General features: G+C 45.5%; 21 protein-coding genes. 4 read left to right on the top strand and 17 right to left on the bottom strand.

Translation table 11 applies throughout. The features are described from left to right. Positions 1 to 28: 28 nt before the first annotated feature. The 10 genes from modC to ACRQQK_RS13425 all read right to left on the bottom strand — a co-directional run bounded on the left by modC (position 29) and on the right by ACRQQK_RS13425 (position 8,989). Positions 29 to 1,105: a molybdenum ABC transporter ATP-binding protein gene (modC, locus tag ACRQQK_RS13470; protein WP_457512184.1), complete on the bottom strand. Its 1,077-nt coding sequence runs from the start codon at positions 1,103 to 1,105 to the stop codon at positions 29 to 31. A gap of 6 nt (positions 1,106 to 1,111) precedes the next feature. Beyond that, positions 1,112 to 1,789, bottom strand: coding sequence for a molybdate ABC transporter permease subunit (gene modB / locus ACRQQK_RS13465; RefSeq protein ID WP_457512382.1), 678 nt, complete (start codon positions 1,787 to 1,789; stop codon positions 1,112 to 1,114). A 35-nt stretch (positions 1,790 to 1,824) separates the two neighbouring features. Continuing rightward, a complete protein-coding gene (gene modA, locus ACRQQK_RS13460; RefSeq protein ID WP_457512182.1) occupies positions 1,825 to 2,589 on the bottom strand; it encodes a molybdate ABC transporter substrate-binding protein in 765 nt (254 codons plus the stop codon). A 34-nt stretch (positions 2,590 to 2,623) separates the two neighbouring features. Next, the gene (locus tag ACRQQK_RS13455) at positions 2,624 to 3,469 is read right to left on the bottom strand and encodes a peptidylprolyl isomerase (RefSeq protein ID WP_457512180.1); all 846 of its coding nucleotides are present in this window, start codon (positions 3,467 to 3,469) and stop codon (positions 2,624 to 2,626) included. A 14-nt stretch (positions 3,470 to 3,483) separates the two neighbouring features. After that, on the bottom strand, positions 3,484 to 3,945 hold the full coding sequence (locus ACRQQK_RS13450) for a nitrogen fixation protein NifZ (RefSeq protein WP_457512179.1): 462 nt from the start codon (positions 3,943 to 3,945) through the stop codon (positions 3,484 to 3,486). Between the two features lie 11 nt (positions 3,946 to 3,956). Further along, complete coding sequence (locus ACRQQK_RS13445) at positions 3,957 to 4,250, bottom strand: nitrogenase-stabilizing/protective protein NifW (protein ID WP_457512177.1); 294 nt, start codon at positions 4,248 to 4,250, stop codon at positions 3,957 to 3,959. 10 nt (positions 4,251 to 4,260) lie between these two features. Further along, positions 4,261 to 5,412, bottom strand: a complete 1,152-nt coding sequence (nifV, locus tag ACRQQK_RS13440) for a homocitrate synthase (protein ID WP_457512175.1) — start codon at positions 5,410 to 5,412, stop codon at positions 4,261 to 4,263. Positions 5,413 to 5,485: 73 nt separating this feature from the next. Further along, positions 5,486 to 6,721 carry a cysteine desulfurase NifS gene (nifS, locus tag ACRQQK_RS13435; RefSeq protein ID WP_457512173.1) on the bottom strand — a complete coding sequence of 412 codons (1,236 nt, stop codon included), beginning with the start codon at positions 6,719 to 6,721 and terminating at the stop codon, positions 5,486 to 5,488. Continuing rightward, positions 6,714 to 7,649 (bottom strand): Fe-S cluster assembly protein NifU, encoded by a 936-nt coding sequence (nifU, locus tag ACRQQK_RS13430; RefSeq protein WP_457512171.1) that lies wholly within the window; start codon positions 7,647 to 7,649, stop codon positions 6,714 to 6,716. Before nifU ends, nifS begins: the two co-directional genes overlap by 8 nt. Before the next feature lie 431 nt (positions 7,650 to 8,080). Beyond that, positions 8,081 to 8,989 carry an aldo/keto reductase gene (locus ACRQQK_RS13425; protein ID WP_457512169.1) on the bottom strand — a complete coding sequence of 303 codons (909 nt, stop codon included), beginning with the start codon at positions 8,987 to 8,989 and terminating at the stop codon, positions 8,081 to 8,083. A 94-nt stretch (positions 8,990 to 9,083) separates the two neighbouring features. Here ACRQQK_RS13425 and ACRQQK_RS13420 point away from each other — a divergent pair, with 94 nt between their 5' ends. Next, positions 9,084 to 9,497 (top strand): XRE family transcriptional regulator, encoded by a 414-nt coding sequence (locus ACRQQK_RS13420; RefSeq protein ID WP_457512167.1) that lies wholly within the window; start codon positions 9,084 to 9,086, stop codon positions 9,495 to 9,497. On the opposite strand, the gene ACRQQK_RS13415 is transcribed toward ACRQQK_RS13420, so the two are convergent. Beyond that, entirely contained in the window at positions 9,481 to 10,014 is a 534-nt protein-coding gene (locus ACRQQK_RS13415; RefSeq protein WP_457512165.1) for a hypothetical protein, read from the bottom strand. The two genes, ACRQQK_RS13420 and ACRQQK_RS13415, sit on opposite strands and share 17 nt — an antisense overlap. 205 nt (positions 10,015 to 10,219) lie before the next feature. Between ACRQQK_RS13415 and ACRQQK_RS13410 the strand changes: the two genes are divergently transcribed. Then, positions 10,220 to 12,286, top strand: a complete 2,067-nt coding sequence (locus ACRQQK_RS13410) for an alpha-amylase (RefSeq protein ID WP_457512163.1) — start codon at positions 10,220 to 10,222, stop codon at positions 12,284 to 12,286. Between the two features lie 70 nt (positions 12,287 to 12,356). Here the strand turns inward: ACRQQK_RS13410 and ACRQQK_RS13405 are convergent, their stop codons facing one another. The 5 genes from ACRQQK_RS13405 to ACRQQK_RS13385 all read right to left on the bottom strand — a co-directional run bounded on the left by ACRQQK_RS13405 (position 12,357) and on the right by ACRQQK_RS13385 (position 17,431). Continuing rightward, complete coding sequence (locus ACRQQK_RS13405; protein ID WP_457512161.1) at positions 12,357 to 13,781, bottom strand: ABC transporter ATP-binding protein; 1,425 nt, start codon at positions 13,779 to 13,781, stop codon at positions 12,357 to 12,359. After that, positions 13,778 to 14,584 carry an ABC transporter permease gene (locus tag ACRQQK_RS13400; protein WP_457512159.1) on the bottom strand — a complete coding sequence of 269 codons (807 nt, stop codon included), beginning with the start codon at positions 14,582 to 14,584 and terminating at the stop codon, positions 13,778 to 13,780. Before ACRQQK_RS13400 ends, ACRQQK_RS13405 begins: the two co-directional genes overlap by 4 nt. A gap of 1 nt (position 14,585) precedes the next feature. After that, positions 14,586 to 15,521 carry an ABC transporter permease gene (locus ACRQQK_RS13395; protein WP_102962326.1) on the bottom strand — a complete coding sequence of 312 codons (936 nt, stop codon included), beginning with the start codon at positions 15,519 to 15,521 and terminating at the stop codon, positions 14,586 to 14,588. A gap of 5 nt (positions 15,522 to 15,526) precedes the next feature. Then, complete coding sequence (locus ACRQQK_RS13390; protein ID WP_457512157.1) at positions 15,527 to 17,050, bottom strand: ABC transporter substrate-binding protein; 1,524 nt, start codon at positions 17,048 to 17,050, stop codon at positions 15,527 to 15,529. 114 nt (positions 17,051 to 17,164) lie between these two features. Beyond that, positions 17,165 to 17,431, bottom strand: a complete 267-nt coding sequence (locus ACRQQK_RS13385; RefSeq protein ID WP_457512155.1) for a hypothetical protein — start codon at positions 17,429 to 17,431, stop codon at positions 17,165 to 17,167. Positions 17,432 to 17,706: 275 nt separating this feature from the next. Between ACRQQK_RS13385 and ACRQQK_RS13380 the strand changes: the two genes are divergently transcribed. Beyond that, positions 17,707 to 18,129 carry an Hsp20/alpha crystallin family protein gene (locus ACRQQK_RS13380; RefSeq protein ID WP_042479459.1) on the top strand — a complete coding sequence of 141 codons (423 nt, stop codon included), beginning with the start codon at positions 17,707 to 17,709 and terminating at the stop codon, positions 18,127 to 18,129. A gap of 404 nt (positions 18,130 to 18,533) precedes the next feature. Continuing rightward, positions 18,534 to 19,646 carry a hypothetical protein gene (locus tag ACRQQK_RS13375; RefSeq protein WP_457512153.1) on the top strand — a complete coding sequence of 371 codons (1,113 nt, stop codon included), beginning with the start codon at positions 18,534 to 18,536 and terminating at the stop codon, positions 19,644 to 19,646. 55 nt (positions 19,647 to 19,701) lie between these two features. Here the strand turns inward: ACRQQK_RS13375 and ACRQQK_RS13370 are convergent, their stop codons facing one another. Beyond that, on the bottom strand, positions 19,702 to 20,598 hold the full coding sequence (locus ACRQQK_RS13370) for a LysR family transcriptional regulator (RefSeq protein ID WP_457512151.1): 897 nt from the start codon (positions 20,596 to 20,598) through the stop codon (positions 19,702 to 19,704). Positions 20,599 to 20,659: the final 61 nt, after the last annotated feature.

Here is a 20,659-nt window from a genome sequence, read left to right as displayed (position 1 = left end):
TTCAAACAAAATGCAAGTCGAACAGACATCAAGACAGCGCGACCGATTTCACCAACGCCCATACCTTTAATCCTTGAGAGAGATTCAGCTCAAACAGTGATTTAAGGGTAATTTTAGACAACAGGCGCTGTTGATTTTCCAGCTCTAAAACGACCAAAGCCTGCCCATCTTCGCTAAGAGAGGTCTGAATATCGATAATAGTGGCGCGGAAACGGTTTAGCACAGTGGAAAACTTAGGTTCTTCCAGAGAGAGCCCAACATCGGATGCCAGAATGCGACAACGATAAGTGACACCCTGTTCTGCAATGTATCCAACCGCCCAGATAGTTAAGCCGTCACAATCCAATTCGGTCATTTGGTTTTCATGCATCGCAACCACTTGAGTATCAAACACACTGCCAATTTCGTCGCCAAACAAGGCATCGAATTTAGGGTCTGACATGATGCTGTGCGCGTCACCACTTGCCACTATCGAACCTTTATCAAACAACACAATGTGATCAGCGAGTCGTGCCAGTTCTTGCATGGAATGAGTGACGTAAAGAATGGGCAAATCTAATTCTCGATGCAAACGTTCAAGATAAGGCAAGAACTCCTGTTTGCGGGGTTGATCGAGCGCCGATAGTGGTTCATCCATCAATAGAAGTTTAGGGCTTGTTAAAAGCGCTCTTCCTATCGCAACGCGTTGCTTTTCACCACCAGAGAGCTGAGCTGGGTAGCGTTTTAATAATGGCGTAATACCTAACAGTTCTGTTATTTCAGCAAATTTTACGTGTCGTTTGTGTGCTGAAATTCTTTTGGCACCAAACTGAAGGTTATCTTCCACCGTGAGATGTGGAAACAACCCCGCCTCTTGAAACACATACCCCAACTCACGCTTGTAAGTCGGAACAAACTGATGTGTTGCACTGCTTTGCCAGACATCTCCAGAGATAGAGACGTTTCCATATTCGAGCTTTTCCAGCCCTGCAATTGCTCGCAAACAGCTCGTTTTTCCACATCCGGACTGACCAAAAAAAACGGTAATCCCTTGTGCTGGCAGTATTAAGTTGGCATCGAGAGTAAAGTCGGCATAACGAATCCTTAGCTCAGCGGTTATGTGCATAGGCCGTTACCCAAGCCTATGTTGATGTTTCTGGTTGAGCCAATGAATCAGCAGCAACGCGACGAAAGAGAAGACCACCAACCCACCAGACAAAATGTGCGCGTTCAGGTACTCCATTGCCTCAACATTGTTATAGATTTCAACCGACATCACCCGTGTTTGCCCCGGAATATTTCCACCGATCATCAGCACGACACCGAATTCGCCAAGCGTATGGCAAAAACCCATGATCGCAGCCGACAACACGGCAGGCCAAGCAAGAGGCAAAGTGACATTAAAAAAGGTATCGATGGGGGAAGATCGAAGTGTAGCGGCGACCTCCATAGGTCTGCGCCCTATAGCGACGAATGCATTCTTAAGTGGCTGAATAACAAATGGAAAAGAATGCAGGGTGCAGGCAATCGCTATCCCTGTAAAAGTAAAAGGCAATTGGGCAGCCCCAAACTGATTAAGCAATCGTCCTACCCATCCTACAGGGCCAAGCAACAGCAGAAGATAAAAACCCAGAACCGTTGGCGGTAAAACCAAAGGCAGCATCAATGTGGCTTCTATAGCGCCCTTTACACGAGACTTGGAGTGACACAACCACCAAGCAACGGGCACACCTATCAGTAATAGTGTCACCATCACCACCAAAGCCAGTTTAAGTGTGGTTGTGATAACAGTAGTATCAATGGCCAACATGCTGAGCACCTCTTCTCGTTCCTACCGAGTTTGGGCTACTGTAAATAACCAAAGCTAGAGACAATTTTCTGTGCTCGTTCGCTGGAATAGTATTCAAGAAAAGCTTTGATTGAGGCTTTATCAACACCAGATTTCAACGTAACAGCAGCCTGTTCAATCAGCTCGTAATCGGATTCAGGAACTTCCCAGTATGATCCGCCAATGTACTGACCGTTTTTAAACACTTGAGATTTCGCCACCATGCCTAATTGCGCGTTGCCTGTAGAAAGGAACTGAAAGGTAGGATTCAAGCCTTTGCCCATCACGATTTTCGGCGTCATGCTCTCCCATAAACCCATTTTGGTTAGCGCTTGTTGAGCCGCCAAGCCATAAGGTGCAAGCTTAGGGTCGGCGATCGCGAAGTGGTTATAATCACCCAACAACATATGCTCTTTCACGTCATAGTTAGCTTGTTTCGACCAGAGCACCAATACGCCTCTCGCATAAACAAACGGCTCGAAACCTAATCCTTGATTGACTAACTTTTCTGGGCGGACAGTGTCGGCTGCAAGAAACAGATCAAACGGCGCGCCATTGACGATTTGGGCATACAACTGTCCCGTAGAACCTGTGCTGACACTCAGTTGAAAACCAGACACTTTGGCAAAGTCATCCACCAGCATTTGAATTGGAGCATAAAAATTATTGGCAACCGCTAAAGTGCCATCTTCAGCCTGAACAGAAAAAGAGCCCAAAATCAGGCCAACCAAACCAAATGCATGCAAAATAAAACGCAGCAAAAAACGATGAAACCCTTTCATTTATTTATCCTTATCTAACATCAACAACGCGGGTTCAACGACACAATGACGCAGAGTGCAATAACTGGCTAATCCACTGCTTTTGCAAAAATTGGCGCGCACGTTGCTCATGCTTTCTTTGCAAAAACGGATAAGCTTCTTCAAATGTTGCAGTGCGCGCGCCCTTGTATTGATGCACTCGCACCAGATGAAAACCGAGTTCGGTCTCAATCACTTCGCTCACTTCACCGTGTTTGAGCTCAAACAGACAAGCTGCGATTTGCGGGTAGAGTTTGGTTTCTTCGCACCACCCTAAATAGCCGTTAGACATGGCACTGGGACATTCAGAATATTTCATAGCCAAAGTGCCGAACGCTGTGAAATCACACTGCTTTTTCACATCGTGAATACGACGCCAAGCTTCATCGCGATGGCTTTCTGAAAACTCCTCGTTAACCGTGATGAGAATTTGGCTCATTTCCCACACATTGCCACGGGAAAACTCCTGCTGATGGGTGTTGAAGTATTCCATCGCTGTCGCTAGTTCAAGCTCTGGAATGTCTTGCGAGATAAGCGTCATCACCTTTTCGCATTTCAGCTCTTCGTTCAATACTTGCTTGAGTTGACCTTCCGTCAATCGCTGACCCTGCATTGCGGTTTTAAACTCACTATGGGAGGGATAACCTTCAACCAGTTTATTGAAAGCGTCTTCAATGTCGGATGCGGATACCGAGACAAGGCTCGCTTCACTGCTGCCAAGAATAGCTTTTTGCACCCGAAACAAACGTTCAACCTGTTCATCCACTTTTACCCTTTGCATGCTTGAAAGCCATTCAGGGTTGAGTTTGTACATATCTGTGGCAATTTTGGCGGTTAAATAATTGCGTTGATAAGCTTCCATGCGTTGCTCCCTTATTACCTGACAGGCTCAAGTCGGCTTGAATCCAACTTCACCAAATGGTCACCAAACTTCACGTCAAAACTGACCGTCCCATCATCCAGATCTCGGTAGGCGCGATGTACTTCAATCACATCCCCCTTTTGCGCAAGAGGCTTGCCAAACATACGCAAACTGCAAGTGAGTTTGGCTTTCTCTAATGAACGAAACAGACAAGGAACCCAAGCCAGTTCAGCATCGATCACTTCGCTATCTCGTACTCCTATCACCCGATTTTGCGTTGGAATAAATACCTGATAGATCACCTGAGTTTGCAAAAAATAGCCGTAACTACGCACTATTCCGACGCTTCCCGCTTCCACTAACAAATCCCCTTTAGCAAAATCCTGAAAGCTGCCGTCATTACGGATATTACGTACAATTCTCACTTCTCTTCCAGGCGCAAAACGTACGGTTTCAGAACCATATTCGATGTCCATTTCGTTCACTCCTATTCGCCAGACTCACTGCAATCAGAGGCGCAACTGGCACATCCACCAGCGTTTATCATTGGCTCATGCCCCATACTTATCTGCTTATAGGCCAAACACAGCGACTTCTGATAAGTGGCGTAATCAGCGTTAGGTTTGCAAGCCAGTAGTTTCTGAAACAATCGCAGCAGAGGTATGTGTTTTTTTTCCACCAACTCTGAGTCGTAATCCACAACGAAGTAGTCGAGAAAATCTTCTGCGGTTTCCAACAACGCCAGTTGCTCGGTGAAATCACTCTCTAACTCTAAATACATACCTGTAGCCCTACGCGATTTGCTGGTGATGAATGGCAAACTCGAGCAGATCGTCAGTGGTCGGAACGCTTTTACGCTGCTCAGACCAAACTCGAAGTTGCTGCTTTATCTGCTCGCATTGCAGCTTTGTCAGCACAATGCCCATATCGCGATAAATACGCATAATGGCGTTCACCCCTGAATGTTTGCCCAACACGAAATGATGTTGACGGCCGACCAACGCGGGGGAAAAACCTTGGTAGTTATTGATGTCTTTCAACAAGCCATCAACGTGAATTCCCGACTCATGGGTGAACACCACATCGCCTGTGATCGCTTTTTGCGCAGTTTGTGGCCGACCTGAGGCCAGATGTACGTAGTTGCAAATGGTCGGTAATTGGCGCAAATCAATGTTGCAGGGAGTCTGTTGTAACACCGTAAGCGCAACGGAAATCTCTTCTAGTGCTGCATTGCCCGCTCGCTCACCTAACCCGTTCACGGTCGTATTGACTGACGCGGCACCCGCGCGAATCGCCGCTAATGAGTTCGCGGTTGCGAGCCCAAGATCATTGTGTGCATGCATTTCAATCTCGAGATCCGTATGAGCATGTAACTGAGTGATAGCGTGGTAAGTCGAAAATGGGTCGAGGATGCCGTTGGTGTCAGCAAAACGAACTCGCTTTGCACCGCAACGTTCCGCCACTTCTGCAACCCGATAAAGCATATCGACGTTTGCACGCGAAGCATCCTCCATTCCCACGCAAACCTTCAAACCTGCATTTAACGCTTGGCTAATCACTCTTTCACAGCGTTCAAACAACGCTTTAGGCGTCAAATTGAGTTTGCTGCGGATCTGCTGAATTGAGACTGGAATAGAGAGATCAACCCAATTTAATCCAAGACCGGAAGCACAATGAACATCGTGCTCCAGCATCCGACACCAGCCCATAGTTCGCGCAGTACTAAGGGAGTGACACACTGAACTGATGACGTATTGCTCTTCCGCTCCCATTGCGGGAATGCCCACTTCCAATTCAGGCACACCCGCCATTTCAAGCAACATGGCAATATGCATTTTTTCTTCTATGGTGAACGCCACACCAGGTCCCTGCTCACCATCCCGAAGCGTGGTGTCATTAATAATGACTGACCTATGAATGGGTTCTGCTATCCCTGTAACCATACATGCACCATCCCTTTGCTCACTGATATTTACTCACTACAGGGAATCCTTCCCTAATCACCGCACACCTCTATCAGGCATACGTTGGAACAAACTCTTCAACGTTACCCGCATTGGCGGCGTTATCCCAATAAGGCGACATCTGGCGTAAGCGATGCACGATTGGCGGCAGTTGCTCAAGCACATAGTCGATATCTTCATCTTTGGTAAAGCGAGACAACGAGAAGCGTAAAGTACCATGTGCCGCAGTGAATGGAATTTTCATCGCTTTCATTACATGCGAGGGTTCTAACGAACCGGAAGTACAGGCCGAGCCAGATGACGCCGCGATACCCACTTGGTTCATCATTAAAAGCAGCGCTTCACCCTCGATATACTCAACCGCAATATTGGTCGTGTTGGCGACTCGTTGCTTTGGATTGCCTGTTACAAAAGTGCTAGGAATGCGTGCAAGCAAACCTTGTTCTAAGCGATCTCGCATCAACTTGATTCGGTGTAGCTCACTACCAATCGCTTGGTAAGCCAGCTCTGCCGCTTTACCCATCGCAATCGCTGAGGCCGCATTTTCAGTGCCTGCTCTGCGACCACGCTCCTGATGACCACCACGCAGTAATGGACGAAAACGGGTACCACGACGCAAGTACAAAGCACCAATCCCTTTTGGAGCATGGAACTTGTGACCAGAAATCGACAGCATATCAATTTCAGTTTCATGCACGTTGATCATGCGTTTCCCTGCCACCTGTACCGCGTCAACATGCATTTGTGCGCCGACACTTTTCGCCATCATCGCCATTGATTCTACTGGGAACAAAGTGCCGGTTTCGTTGTTTGCCCACATCATTGAAACAATCGCCACGTTTTCACTCAATGCTTGGGCATACGCTTCTAAATCAATGTTACCTTTACCGTCGACGCCTATCCAATGCACCTTGTAACCTTTGCGTTCAAGGTTTTGGCACAGTGTTAAGGTTGCGGGATGCTCAACGACCGATGTGACAATCTCGCGTCTCTCAGGGTTGGCTTCTAAAGCAGACAAAATGGCGGTAGTAGTGGCCTCTGTGGCACAAGAAGTAAAAATGACTTCGCTAGAGTGTTGCGCGCCTAGCAGCATCTGAACTTGCTCCCTCGCAATTTCCAGCGCCTGACCAACACGAGCACCTAAGCGGTGAATGGATGAGGGGTTGCCATAAAACTCATCAAGATAAGGGATCATCACATCTAATACTCGTGGGTCAATTCGCGTCGTTGCATTGTTATCTAGGTAAATAAAGTTATCTAAATAGGTCATTGGTTGGATATTAGACATTGTAAGTTCCCTCTTTCTTAGCGCTCATTTGTGGGTCTTCTTGTACCGGAAAAACAGTGTAAGACTCACCCAATGCTCGGCTGATCTTGTGCTCAACATTTGCCAGTGTCAGACCAGATAAACCGCAGCCAGTACACGCCCCCGTGAGCGAAACAAACACAACATAATCTTCCACATCGACTAAGCGGATATCTCCGCCATCAGCTTGTACAGCAGGGCGAACTTCCTCGATAATTTTCTCAATCAGCGCACTGACTTCAGGGATTACAGCCAAATCTCTTTCAGAATCTTTACTTGCCTCAACTGCTGTTATGGCAGGTTGTACATTGGTCTTTATAGAAGAAGCTAGCGCTGTTACTCTTTCTGCCAAACACTCTTCCAATACCCATTCGATCTTTTCGTGGCAAGAGGTGCATGCGCCGCCCGCTTTGGTGTAGTTAACAACTTCTTCCAGTGTGGTGAGATTATTGGAAGCAACCACGCGTTTGATCATCAGATCGTCGATCGCAAAACATTTGCAAATCAGCTCTCCTTCTTCGTGATCGTCTTCCAATGTTTCTCCGCGATAGTTAGCGACAGCCGCATGCAGTGCTTCCATACCCATGACCGAGCAGTGCATTTTTTCTGGCGGTAAACCATCAAGAAAGTCGGCGATATCTTTGTTGGTGATCGCCAACGCATCATCAATGGATTTACCAATGATCATTTCAGTTAATGCAGAAGAAGAGGCGATTGCGCTGCCGCAACCAAAAGTTTGAAAACCTGCATCCTGAATAATGTTTGTTTCTGGATCGACTTTAAGAGTCAAACTTAGAGCGTCTCCGCAGCTAAGCGAACCCACATCGCCCCGTGCGTTAGCCTCTGTTACCAACTTGGCATTTCTTGGGTTAAAGAAGTGTTCTTTAACTTTCTCTGAATAATCCCACATAACCGCTCCCTTGTTTTTCCGACACCCGCTTCCATTGCGTTGGTTTGGTGCGTTACTGAAACCGTATTGTTACAACATCAACTTTTTCATAACGTCTTCATTGTCTAATCCAGTGCAATTACTAATCCAGACCACCCTCCTTGCTAACAGGTTGATTTACTATATGAATTTGAAGAAGGTCACAAAACAACCAGAGATAAAACGACAATTTGTCGCTTCGTTTGTCGGCTTCCGAACAAACAACATCGACAAAAGCGACAAAAAACGAATCAGACAGATGAGTGAACTGGCTGTCTAATTTAAGAGGGATAAATCCAGCAAGAGTTAAGAGGCAGGAGCGGTATGACTCAGAGGATACTTATAAAAAAACTCCCTGCCACATTCATGGCAGGGAGCTGTTTCGATTCAAAAAATACTGATTTAAGTACTTTCTATGGCACACCGTGGCCTTTAGAAGCAACCCAAACTCGGTACCATTGCTCACGAGTCAGTTCTAAGTCCAGTGCAGCCACTGCCGATTGAACGCGTTCAATCTTACCTGAGCCAACAATTGCAAGTGGCTTAGAAGGTAGACGGCGAACCCAAGCGTAGATCACTTGGTCGATGCTTTCAGCACCAATCTCTTCACGCAGTTCTTCTAACACATTACGTACGCGAACAGCTTGCTCTGACTGACCTTTAAAGATTTCACCACCACCTAGGCATGACCATGCCATAGGGCGGGTACGCAGCATTTGTAGCTGGTCTAATGTACCGTCATCAGCAACATTAAAGTTAAGCGGGTTAATTTCTACCTGATTGGTAACCAGTGGTTTGCCCAAACGAGATTGAAGCAGTGAAAACTGAGACGGTGTGAAGTTTGAAACACCAAAGTGTTTCACCTTACCGACTTTGTGAAGCTCAGCAAACGCTTCTGCTACTTCATCCGCGTCAAGCAAGAGATCTAGACGGTGGATCAACAAAACGTCAATTTCGTTGACACCTAAACGCTCGAGTGAGTTGTTCACCGATTGGTAGATGTGTGCAGAACTAGTGTCATAGTGATTAATTTTGCGTTCTGGGTGCTTTTCGCTGCGCAGTTTGATATCACACTTAGTAATGATCTGCATTTGATCACGAAGAGATGGTTCTAACGCCAAAGCTTCACCAAACAAGGCTTCACATTCGTAGTTACCATAAACGTCTGCGTGATCAACAGTCGTGATACCTAATTCTAGGTGCTGTTTAATAAACGTCAGGCGCTCTTGAGGAGTCATTCCCCAATCAGCCATTCGCCAATACCCTTGAACCAGTTCTGAAAAATCTGGTCCTTGCGGGGCGATTGTCACTTTTGCAACCATAATATTACTCCTTAATCCGACGGGCTCATCCTAAGCTTGTTTATTCCTCGTCTCAACCGATAAACTATAGAAGTTCGAACTGGAGTACGAAGTTGTGACTTTTTCTACACGTTTACAAGAATTAATTGGCGAAGAAAGCATCAGCGGGTTTGCGCGACGCGTTGATCTATCTGAAGGTCTGATAAGAAAATACCTAAAAGGTAGTGAACCTAGCTTAGCAAAGGCGAATCAGATTGCCATTCGCGCTAACTGTTCGCTGGAATGGTTAGCAACTGGATGTGGTTATCTGTATCGCAAAGCAGAAGTGGTAGATATGGAAGCCTATTGTCTTGCGCACAAGTTCGTCACTGGCGAAACCTTAAGTCAGGAAAAGCAACATCAGCAGCGCCAAGTGATTGCTGGCTATCAGTATTTGCGAGCGCATAAAAAAGCCGATGGGTATTTAGACGAGACCTCAATGGCGAACTTTCTTCAGCGCCAACCTTCAGCAATTACTCCGAACGAGTAAACTGAACTTCAGCGTTTTTTCCGTCCGTGACAAGCTTTGCCATAACGTTATTTTTCTGCCAGTGAAGGATTTTAGGAAAAGAGTGGGCATTGCGATTAATGAACAAAACTAAGGCCTTATCAACTTCTCGGGTCGACTCAGTCTTCAACTGGTCACGGATTGAAAACTGTTGCTCTCCAAGTTGGATGCTTTGCAGTTGAAAACCATCTTTTCGCAAGTTCAGTTGCAGCAGACTCCAATCATTGGTCGAATAAGCGCCATGCAGAGTCAGTGTTTTAATACCCCCATCTTGGTCTCCTGTGACTTCCGGCCACACTCTCAAGGTATAGTAGTTAAACTCATCGCCACACCAAGAGGTGATATAGATATTTTCACTGCACTCTAACCATGTGTCGGTTTGACGAAGTTCTTGCTGAGTGGGCCAAAGCTGCTCACCGCTGATAAATGGCTGCAAAAAGCTTGGGTGTGCAGCGAATGCTACCCCACTCCAAAACATGATGACGAACCATTTCCACATACGATTTCCTCTCTTTCCTGTCCTTAGTGTTAGCCTTTTCATCACTTTCTACAAGTGCCTGAAGAACTACGCCCCCAAATTCTCTTTTGTGAACCACTTCAAGCTCTTAAGGCGTAGGGCGAGGAATGATGTGCCTAGTCTTTAATCGATTTATCCTAAAGTTTGTTTACCTAGAGGGACTATAAGATCCCATATGGACGTGACGATGAAACTAAAAACTGTAACCCTTGCCTTATGTGCCATTATTCCAAGTGCCTTCGCGGCGCCAAACCTAACCATAGCAACGACAACCAACAGTCGTGACTACCCACTAGACAGCCAAAACCCGTTAGTAATTCCGTTAACCAAAGATAACTACACACTAACGGTGACTGGGTTAGAGGGGAACTGCCAGGCAGGTGAAACATCAAGCATCAAATTTAATACTCCTGTAGCTCTCAACTGTTCAGGAGCAACCACGCTACCACTTAAAATTCGCTTCACTGGCGATTATGCGTTTAGCTATGACGACAAAGCACAAACACTAACGTTTGTTCGTCAGCCTAAGAAAACAGCGAACAGTGAGTTCAAGCGACCGATTCCAAATGTTACCTGTGAGAAATACTCTGGCGGCGAAGTCACTGTCAAAGTCGGTGATACTTTCACAAACGGAACGCAATTAAGAGATGCTTTCAGTGGCAAAGTAGTGACAGTAAAACAAGGTGCCGTTTCATTAACCCCACAAGCGAACAGCGGCGGCTTAATTTTACTTGAACCTGTTGAAACCAAGCCTCAGCCATTCAACTACCGTAATGCCAATATCTATTTCGTCATGGTCGACCGTTTTAACAACGGCGATACCAGTAACGACAACAGTTATGGGCGAAAAAAAGACGGTAAAGATGAAGTCGGCACCTTTCACGGTGGTGATCTCAAAGGCGTGATTGAAAAGTTAGACTACATCAAAAGCCTAGGTACAGACGCTATTTGGCTCTCTCCGATTGTGGAACAAATCCACGGATTCGTGGGAGGTGGAGAAAGTGGCTCATTCCCATTTTATGGCTACCACGGATACTGGACTCGTGATTTCACCAAAATCGATGAAAACTTTGGTGTAGATGAAGATTTAAAAACACTGGTTGAAGAAGCTCATAAACGGGGCATAAAAATTCTGTTAGATGCGGTTATTAACCACTCGGGTTACGCGACACTGGCTGATTTACAAATCGATAAAATCAACGTTGTTAACGGTTCACAGCTGCCAGCAAAATGGGCGGACTGGGCACCATCAAATTCTGCGGGAGAGAACTGGCACAGTTTCCATCAGTTCATTGATTACAACAGCAACAACTGGAAAGACTGGTGGGGAGGGGACTGGGTTCGCACCGGACTACCGGGTTATCCGAAACCGGGCTCTGGTGATATCACTATGACGCTAGCTGGCCTACCCGACTTTCGCACTGAATCGACTGAATTCGTTAAACCACCTAAGTGGCTGCTGGACAACGCCGGAACAAGAGTGAAGGCACAAGATAACTTCACCGTGTCTGATTATCTGATTGAATGGCAAAGCGACTGGGTGAAACGCTTTGGAATTGATGGCTACCGTGTAGATACAGTGAAACACGTTGAAAGTGAAGTGTGGAAACGTCTGAAACAAGCCGCCAGCGATAATCTTAACCAGTGGCGCAAAGCGCATGACAAGCAAGGCGAACCATTTTGGATGATGGGCGAAGTTTGGGGACATGGCGCTTATCGCAGCCCGTATTTTGATGACGGCTTCGATGCGCTGATTAACTTTGATGTGCAGAAAAAAATGGACAAAGGTGCAACCTGCTTTAGCCAGATGGAAAGTGTTTATCAGGCAAACGCGAAAACGCTGCAACAAGAAGCGGATTTCAACGCTGTGAGTTATATGTCTTCACACGATACCGAGCTGTTTTTCAGCCGTTTCAAGTCGTTTGAAATGCAACGTAACGCAGCCAACGCCCTGTTGCTAAACCCGGGTGCTGTTCAGGTTTATTACGGCGATGAAGTCGCAAGAGACTTAGGCCCTTATGCGGATGATTTCCATCAAGGAACCCGCTCAGACATGGTTTGGAAACTCGATGCCGAGCGTGAAGGGTTACTGAAACACTGGCAAACTGTTGGGCAATTTAGGCAGCGTCACCCAGCCATTGGTGCTGGCAAGCACCAAGTGATAAAACAAGTATCTTCGAAACAAGATAGCCCTTACGTATTTTCTCGTACCCTAGGAGAAGACAAAGTTATCGTTGCGTTTGTCGGTAAGTAATGACTCACAATCAAGATAGAAAAGGACAAGGGCATTTTTGCTCTTGTCCTTTTTTTGGAAGAGATGAAAGCTAAGCAATACACTCCTGCAAACTTACCGCTTGAGGGGCATAATCACTAATGTTGATGACTTTATCTGTAATCGCATTAATCAAAACAGGGTCATGGCTAACGATTAGCAAGCTGCAGTTTTGCTCACGTGCTAGCTGTACCAATTGCATTGTCACCTCTTTGGCAATAATAGGATCTAAACGCGACGTCGGTTCGTCAGCAAATAAGAATACAGGCTCCATCAGTAAAGCACGTAAAATCGAAAAGCGCTGAAGCTCGCCACCTGATACTTGACTGCTGTTACACGCGAGTACTTGCTCACGCAAAGCGAGTTTTTTCATTAATGGTGCAACGCGACTGGCATCCAACTTGTGCAGTTCAATCAAATCATCCAACATTTTTCCTAGAGTGAGATGCTGAGAAAGCGAAGTAAATGGATCTTGATATAACTTAAGCCACTTCGCTTTACCCTGAGTTTTTTGACGAACAATCTCACCCGAAGACACTTTAAGATGCCCTAAAATCGCATCACCCAAACTGCTTTTACCACAACCACTGTCGCCAACAATGCCGACAATCTCACCTTGTTGAACGTTAAACGTCAGCGAATCAAACAACTTTTGTTTGCCGCGTTGTATTGCCAAGTTTTCTACACTCAAGATTCGCTCCTGAGCAATATCTTTGCTTGGGCTTTGTGGCCAATTTTTCGGTGTCGAATGAATCAGCTTTTGGGTGTATTCCTGCTTCGGATGAGCAAGCACTTGCTGTGTTTGCCCTTGCTCGACGACCTTTCCATAATGCAGAACCAGTATTTGTCCGCCTAGACGCTGCGCAACTTCAACATCATGCGTTACTACAATCAGGCCATCGTTTTTGGTTTTATCACGCAGCATGTCGACAACATCATCACGTCGACTGACATCCAAACCCTTGGTTGGCTCGTCTACAAGAATGATGGAAGCATTGGCGGCAGTTGACACACAAATCGCCATACGTTGTGCCATACCTCCTGAGAGTTGCCCTACACGCTTTTGATAAGCCTGCGCTAAACCATAACGATCCAGTTCTTGTTGTGCCATGAGACGAGCTTGTGGCGCGGAATGCCCTAGGACAAATCTCGACACTTCTGCCACTTGCTCACCCGATATCATCAAAGGGTCAAGCGTCGACATTGGCTCTTGTGACAGCATTGCCATTTGTTTACCCCAGAGAGTACGGCGCTGCGCCATATTCATCACCTCTCCGTGAACAGCAATCTCACCAGTGTACGATAATGCAGAATCAATACTCGCCATGATCCACTTAAGCAACAAGCTTTTACCTGACCCTGTTTGACCAAGGATCACCAGCGGTTCACTTTTATTCACCGCTAACGACACATTTTCCAACAGAGTGCGCTCACCCATTGAGATATGCAGATTCGAAACTCTCAGCAATTCACTCATCGTTTCTCTCCTGCAATCAAATGGAATGCCAATACAATTAACGCCAGCATTGTTAGAGGTTGAAGAAGTAACCACGGCGCATCACCGTAATATGGAAAAAGCTCAACAATCATTTGTCCGAGTTCACTGGTTGGCGGCTGAATGCCCACATAAACAAAGCCAAGAGAAGCCATATAAAGCACGGCGTTAGCGGCACCGAATGCTGCCATAGTCAACACAGGTGAACGTAGTGTCGGCCATAAATGGTGGCGAAAAATGTAAACACGGCCAAAGCCCAACAACAGAGCGTTTTGAATTACAGGGCTATTGGCAAGAGACTGAGTCAACGAGCGACTTACACGGAAATACTCTACCCACTGTACCAGCGCAATCGCGATATAAATGGCGGTAAAAGAACCGGGTACCAAGGCTGCAAACAACAGCACGAAAACCAAGCCCGGCATAGCCAGAAGTATGTTGACGATAATATTGAGCCCATTGTCGAGCCAACGGCCGTACCAACCTGCAATCACACCCAATATGCAGCCAATGGTACTCGCACTTAACACGCAGAAGATTGCCAGACTCAGGGAAAGACGCAGAGCTTCACTTAAACGGGCAAACATATTGCGACCATAGTGATCGGAACCTAACCAGTATTCGGCACCCGGCGGCATCAAAACCGCAGACAAGTTTTGCTCCGCCGGGTCGAAGTTCATAACCCAGCCAATCATCGACATCGAGATCAACACACACAGCAGCAACACACCGATAAGGCGCGATCTGTTGCTATAGAGTTTTTTGTTATCGAAGGCTGATAGCATGTTATTGCTCCTCCTTAATTCGCGGGTCTATCCAGTAGCACAGAAGGTCAACAACTGTATTCAACATTACAAACATCACACCTAAACAGAGCGCCGTGCCCTGAATAACAGGAATATCGCGGGCAAAAATCGCATGAGCTAAACCGTGTCCAACCCCCGGCCATGAGAACAGAGATTCAATCATTACTATCCCTTCAATCACGGTAATAAATTGGATACCGATAAACGCAACAACAGGCAGCAAAATATTGCGAACTCCGTGACGCTGAAACGTTCGTAAAGGTGATAGCCCTTTCATCATTGAAAACTGATAAAAAGGCGCACGTAAAACCTGACGAGTTGAGCTCGCGACAATCCGGTTTGAGGTTGCCGCCAACGCTATCGCTAGAGTCAGGGTAGGCAGAATCAAATGCTGAGGTGTGTCAAAACCAGCAACGGGTAACCATTGCCAATAAAGCGCAAACATCAGAATGAAAATTAAACCAATTACAAACACAGGAAGCGCACGAACTGCGATTGAAAAAACAACAGCGACAGGCTCAAACCATTTCTGCCATTTCACACTCGCGAGACCAAGCGGGAATGCAATCAAAACGGACAAAGCGAGTCCAGCAACTGCAAGCATTAAGGAATGCCCTAACTGATGACTGACAATATCGCTGACTGGCTGACCACTGACCAAAGAGTTGCCCAAGTTAAACTGCGCAAGATCGATTAACCAAGAGAAAAAAGACGAGATCCCCGATTGGTTCAAATTCAACTCTTGGCGAATATATTCGGCCGCTTCCGCACTGACGTTATCCTGACCGTAGCGACTAGAGGCAATACGGAAAGCCATATCCCCCGGAAGTGAACGCATCAGAACAAACGTCAATGCGCCAACGCCAAATACCACAGCCAAAAGCTGCAAAATGCGGTTATAAATTAACTGCCCCACGAGAATCAAAACTCCAAGTCGCTAAGATAAAAATTGCGGCCAAATGGATCAAAGTGGAAACCTTTGAGACGTTTGTTCACAGAGACTTCTTCTGTGTAAGCGGAAACAGGGATCACTGGCAATTCAGTAGCAAGAATGGTTGCCGCTCTCTGAGCTTTTTCACGATACTTGTCTGCATCTAATGTGTAGTTAAGCTGCTTAATCAACTGATTAAACTCTGGATTTGACCAATTCATTGCGCCCCAATCCCCACCTTCCGCAGAGAAGTCATTACTTAATACCACCAGAGGGTCTGCAATCACGCCATAGTTGCGCGCAATCAATGCCACTTCTAAAGAACCATCCTGATGACCAGCTGGAATCGAACTTGAACTTGTAATACTTACATTCAGTTTTACACCCAGCTTTTTCCACTGTGCTTGAAGTGCTGTGGCTACATTCGTCAGCTCTGGACGGTCTGCGTAGGTAATCAAAGACAACTCAAACGTTCTACCGTCTCGCTGCAACAGACCTTGGCTGTTTTCAGTCCAACCGAGTTCTTTAAGCATCGCTTTAGCTTTCTGAATATCAACTTCAGGATTGGCAAAAGACTCTAAATACCAATCACTCATTGAGCGAGGCAACAGTTGCGCGGTTCCTGAATCTGGAGTGCCTAGCACAGCGCTAGCAATGCCTTTGCGATCAATGGCAAGGCTCAACGCCTGACGCGCTTTAACGGAATTGAGGTACGGGTGAGCATTGTTCAGTTTTAAAACAAGCGTACGCGGTAAAGAGTAAGACTGAACATCGGTTTGCGGATTCATTTTTAAACGCATAATGCTGGCTGGCGGAAGCTGGAGTGCAATATCAGCCTGACCACTTATGGCTTGTAATACGCGACTTTCACCGCGATGACCAGTCAGATAAGTGGCGTATTCAATACTCGCTTTCTTACCCCAATAGCCATCGAATTTCTTAACGGTAATTTTGTGCGGCGGCGTAACCTCAAAAAGCGAGTATGGGCCTGTGCCAATCAAGTTCACCACTTTGCCATCTTCAGCATAAGAGGCTCGGCTTAAAATTACATTGGAATAGTTGGCAAGTACCGCAGGTAGGCTTTTGTATGCTTCAGATAGTTCGATAACAACCTTGTTTTCACCTTGCGCTAAAATGTTCTTCACTGGCACTTTGCCTAGCGAGCCATATTTTCCCAGCGCAATGTTTAAACTGTTCACCACTGTATCCGCGTTCATCAGTGAATCATCGTGGAAGCGAACGCCGTCACGCAGTGTGATTGTCCATTCAGTTAGCTCATTGTTTGGCGTCGCTTCTAACGCCAGACCTGGGAGCAAATTCCCCGCATTGTCCACATCAAAAAGCGTCTCAATGACCTGCATCCTAGTAAAAATATACCCACTTGATGATGGGTCAACGTTAGCAAATTCAAACGCAGCACTGATGGTAACTGTGTTTGATTTAGAAGTAGGAGTGTTCGCATTTGCTTGAAAAACAAACATTAATGCCAACAGTGCTGTTGTAAAAATTCTCATAATTATAACTCTACTGAATCAAAAGTGTTTTGTTATAACATAACATTAATTTAAGTTTCAATCTTAATGAGAATAATTTTCAAAACCAATTAAGGAAGCAAAATGCAAAGCTTGCTAAGCCGTAATTTCTAGTTCTCTCTCAAACTTCTTAGATAGCTTGTTAAACAAGGTTTCCCTGCGTAGGTCGAGTATTTCCTGAATCAGTTTCTCTTTGGCTGATAAACCAAAATGCTTGGCGTAGTTTTTAATTTTCTGAATCTCTTCCGGCTCTAAACGGTAAACTTCATTCTTTAAGTAAGCTTCCGCTTCTTTCTTGATTAACCCCTGCTGCTGCAGTAGTTCAATAATCAACACATCAAAATCGTGAGTTACTCTTGCCATCATTTCCTGCTTAATTAACCACTTAGTTCTCTGGAATTTTCCCATGAGCACTATTTTTAAGACCGGCATAACCTACGCAGCAAACATTAAAAATGGGTTACAGAAAAAAGGCTATTTGATGACAAAATTCCGATATGCCATTCTGGTTTGAATTCGTATTTCTTACGCTTAAATTGGGCTTGATTTTGATCAATCTAACTTCAATTTCCCCTTCACTTGACGCCACAAGAACTACAATTAGTGAGGTAGCAAAAGATAGAAAATGGGAGGTTATGATGAGCTTAATTCCTCGTGATTCATGGTCTGATTTCTATCGCGTATTTGATCATGCATTCCCATCAATTCGCACTCGATTTGATGCGGAGGCTTTTTCACCTCGCGTTGATGTGATTGAAAAAGAAACCGCATTTGAAATCATTGCCGATTTACCGGGAGTTGCTAAAGATGATGTGATCATCACCTATAAAAATGGTGCGCTAACAATTGAAGCCTCCACCAGCAAAACCGAAGAAAATACAGATCAGAACAAAGTCATCCACAAAGAACGCTATGAAGGAAAGATGGTTCGCAGCTTTTCTTTAAGCGAAAACGTAAATCCAAAAGACATTTACGCAGAATTTGAGGATGGCGTGTTGGTTGTGGTTGTTCCTAAGCTAGAAACGCAACAAGTGGAAGACCACCGCATTACTATCAGTTAGCTGAATCTTGCTAATTGATAGCTCATTGATGTGTACAACCAAAAGCCAAAAGGGGCGAAATGCCCCTTTTCTTCATTTGTTTCTTTACGGGCTGGTTAGATAAGCCAACCCAGACACGCCGTTCAGCTCAGTTCAACATTTACCCCAACCCGTTTAAAGCCGCATTACCCTATTTTTCAGCGTTTTCTGATAGGACATGAATGCAAATGGCTGCATTCAGTTGAGAAATATTTCGGCAAAATGGCTCCCTTGTAACGTTATGTCTACCACGTTTGCAACTTCACGGAGGCGGCTCTTTTAAGCGCCACTATGGAAGTTGGTATTGATCTGACACTAGGGACAATTGAACACAGAGAGCCAATCACGCAAAGGTGACATCGAGAAATTTTGAGGTAAGAAAAACAATGAGCACTTTGCATACGGATACTTTAGTGACAACCGTTCAACCAGTTGATGGCTCAGAACCCAACATAGTAGAAAATGAAATCAAACCAAACGAAGACGTAAAGCAACCCGCTGACGCCACAGCAACCGAAGAGCTGATAACCATAGAGCCTGTTGCCCCTGCATTGCCTAATGTTTCAACCACAACAGTGATTGAAGCGCCTAACGCAGTTTCAAAATCGCAAACAACTGAGATAAACGCGAAACGCGAGGAACCAGTGACAACAAAAAACATCAAGACCACTTCACCTGAAGCAGAAACCAAGGTAGACGCTAAAGTGGAGAGCACTGCGCCCAAGGCCAACGCCGTAGAATCGATTGTTGTCGTTTCAGAAAGCGAAAACCGAACCAGTTCGGATACAAAAACTCCGTCTGTTGAGGATGCAGAAGTATTGGTTCTAAAAGATTCACACCACCAAAATTCTGTGAACACTAAACAAGACAACCAAGTTGCTACCACAGTAGAGTCAGCTAATAAGCCCGTGCATTCAGACGCTGGCATGGCTTTTAATACTGATTGGATACTGATCGCGGTTTTCATTTTAACCTCGATCATTGTGCTCATTACCAATCGCAAAGCGATCAAGAAAGCCACAGCACTGGCCAAAGAATCTTCACGCCCCGTGATGCCGAATATCAATCCAACCATTGACGTTGAGTTTGAAAAAGCAAAGATCGTGGCAGAAAGCAGACAACAGTGGATTCAATCGTTAAGAGCTGAAATTGCAGATTTCGTCTCCGCAACTAATGCAATCTGGGACTTACACAAAATCAAAGATGGCTTTGAAGACATTCTTACTGAGATGAAAGATCCACAGTTTGCAATGAAAGAGCTCTATCAGTGGTCTTGTACCTATAACAAAGCCTTGCAGGACACCGAAAAACTGTATGCGAAAATTCATTTGCTGATTAATCCAGATGAAGAACATTCTCAAACGCTTTCAAGCTTGCTAGACAAAACCATGGTGGCGATTGAAGCGAAGAAATCACCTTCAAAACTGAATGATGAAATCGTCGCTATCACTCAAGTCATTTTGAAACAGGAGTGGCTACGAGTGAAAACGTTCAGCTGATAACACTGGCAGTATCTAAAACGAACAAAGGAGCGATTTCGCTCCTTTTTCTGTCTCAGACTCTTTGCCGAATCCTTTCTATCATGGATAACACCTTTTCATCGTCACAGCCTAGTTTGTGGTAGATACCAACGTTACCAAGCTTGTTTTCATCAATGAAAAGAGTCTTAAACCCTTTCTGCATCATCCACGCTGACAGCTCACTGCTGTAGGGCATAATGGCATCACTGTTGCGTAATATATCCAAGCTGGCTGAAAATGAGTCCACGTTATAAGTGGAACGCACAACATCCGACGATATGCCCATCTGCGATTTCATATGATCCGCAAGCACTACGCTATGCCGTGCATGATCCGGCGTGACACGAATCAGAGGATAGCTCGCATCTACCTCTGATATTGACTGCACGTTACGCTTAAGCAGTGGATGATCGCCTCGTACATAAACGGCTTCGCGATCTTGCAGCAGAGGGACAAACTGCACCCGACACCTTTCATGCAAATGTCGAATTTCATGTCCGACAAACAGGTCGATTTCCCCTTGAACTAAGTGGTGCATGAGCGACAAGTTATTGCCAAACTCAAGTTCAATAGACGACTTAGGCGCTTGTTTTAGGTGTTGGCTCACTGCTTCTCGAACAAACAGTTCCCACCATGTGTCACCCGTGCCCAGCTTCAACTTACCGGCTTCTCGCTGATGCATGTCATGCAATCGATGCAATAACTGATTATGCTGTTCCTGCTGCTGCTGAACATGCTCTTTAAGCATTTTGCCGTATTCCGTCAGCGCCATCCCTTTTGAACGGCGGTGAAACAAAGAAACACCAATATCACTTTCTAGTTTTTGCATTGCAGATGTCAGTGAAGGCTGACTAATATGCAGTTGTTCCGCAGCCTGCTTGATGCTGCCTAAATGAGCCACCATCAGGAAATAACGATAGTTTTTATGCATAGCCAACCACCAATAATTATTGATATCACACTTTGAGAAATGGATTTTTTACTGTTGAAGA

It is taken from the genome of Vibrio sp. C8 (genome assembly GCF_054051265.1).
Note: the sequence above shows the minus strand (reverse complement) of the source record. Positions and strands in the feature narration are given on the sequence as shown.

What these genes read in the sequence shown, in the direction of transcription:
- ACRQQK_RS13450 (WP_457512179.1), bottom strand. Translation starts at nt 3,945, where the DNA reads ATGGACATCGAATATGGTTCTGAAACCGTACGTTTTGCGCCTGGAAGA.
- modA (WP_457512182.1), bottom strand. Translation starts at nt 2,589, where the DNA reads ATGAAAGGGTTTCATCGTTTTTTGCTGCGTTTTATTTTGCATGCATTT.
- nifS (WP_457512173.1), bottom strand. Translation starts at nt 6,721, where the DNA reads ATGTCTAATATCCAACCAATGACCTATTTAGATAACTTTATTTACCTA.
- nifV (WP_457512175.1), bottom strand. Translation starts at nt 5,412, where the DNA reads ATGGTTACAGGGATAGCAGAACCCATTCATAGGTCAGTCATTATTAAT.
- ACRQQK_RS13405 (WP_457512161.1), bottom strand. Translation starts at nt 13,781, where the DNA reads ATGAGTGAATTGCTGAGAGTTTCGAATCTGCATATCTCAATGGGTGAG.
- ACRQQK_RS13425 (WP_457512169.1), bottom strand. Translation starts at nt 8,989, where the DNA reads ATGGTTGCAAAAGTGACAATCGCCCCGCAAGGACCAGATTTTTCAGAA.
- ACRQQK_RS13385 (WP_457512155.1), bottom strand. Translation starts at nt 17,431, where the DNA reads ATGGCAAGAGTAACTCACGATTTTGATGTGTTGATTATTGAACTACTG.
- ACRQQK_RS13400 (WP_457512159.1), bottom strand. Translation starts at nt 14,584, where the DNA reads ATGCTATCAGCCTTCGATAACAAAAAACTCTATAGCAACAGATCGCGC.
- modC (WP_457512184.1), bottom strand. Translation starts at nt 1,105, where the DNA reads ATGCACATAACCGCTGAGCTAAGGATTCGTTATGCCGACTTTACTCTC.
- ACRQQK_RS13445 (WP_457512177.1), bottom strand. Translation starts at nt 4,250, where the DNA reads ATGTATTTAGAGTTAGAGAGTGATTTCACCGAGCAACTGGCGTTGTTG.
- ACRQQK_RS13390 (WP_457512157.1), bottom strand. Translation starts at nt 17,050, where the DNA reads ATGAGAATTTTTACAACAGCACTGTTGGCATTAATGTTTGTTTTTCAA.
- nifU (WP_457512171.1), bottom strand. Translation starts at nt 7,649, where the DNA reads ATGTGGGATTATTCAGAGAAAGTTAAAGAACACTTCTTTAACCCAAGA.
- modB (WP_457512382.1), bottom strand. Translation starts at nt 1,789, where the DNA reads ATGTTGGCCATTGATACTACTGTTATCACAACCACACTTAAACTGGCT.
- ACRQQK_RS13410 (WP_457512163.1), top strand. Translation starts at nt 10,220, where the DNA reads ATGAAACTAAAAACTGTAACCCTTGCCTTATGTGCCATTATTCCAAGT.
- ACRQQK_RS13370 (WP_457512151.1), bottom strand. Translation starts at nt 20,598, where the DNA reads ATGCATAAAAACTATCGTTATTTCCTGATGGTGGCTCATTTAGGCAGC.
- ACRQQK_RS13380 (WP_042479459.1), top strand. Translation starts at nt 17,707, where the DNA reads ATGAGCTTAATTCCTCGTGATTCATGGTCTGATTTCTATCGCGTATTT.
- ACRQQK_RS13375 (WP_457512153.1), top strand. Translation starts at nt 18,534, where the DNA reads ATGAGCACTTTGCATACGGATACTTTAGTGACAACCGTTCAACCAGTT.
- ACRQQK_RS13415 (WP_457512165.1), bottom strand. Translation starts at nt 10,014, where the DNA reads ATGTGGAAATGGTTCGTCATCATGTTTTGGAGTGGGGTAGCATTCGCT.
- ACRQQK_RS13455 (WP_457512180.1), bottom strand. Translation starts at nt 3,469, where the DNA reads ATGGAAGCTTATCAACGCAATTATTTAACCGCCAAAATTGCCACAGAT.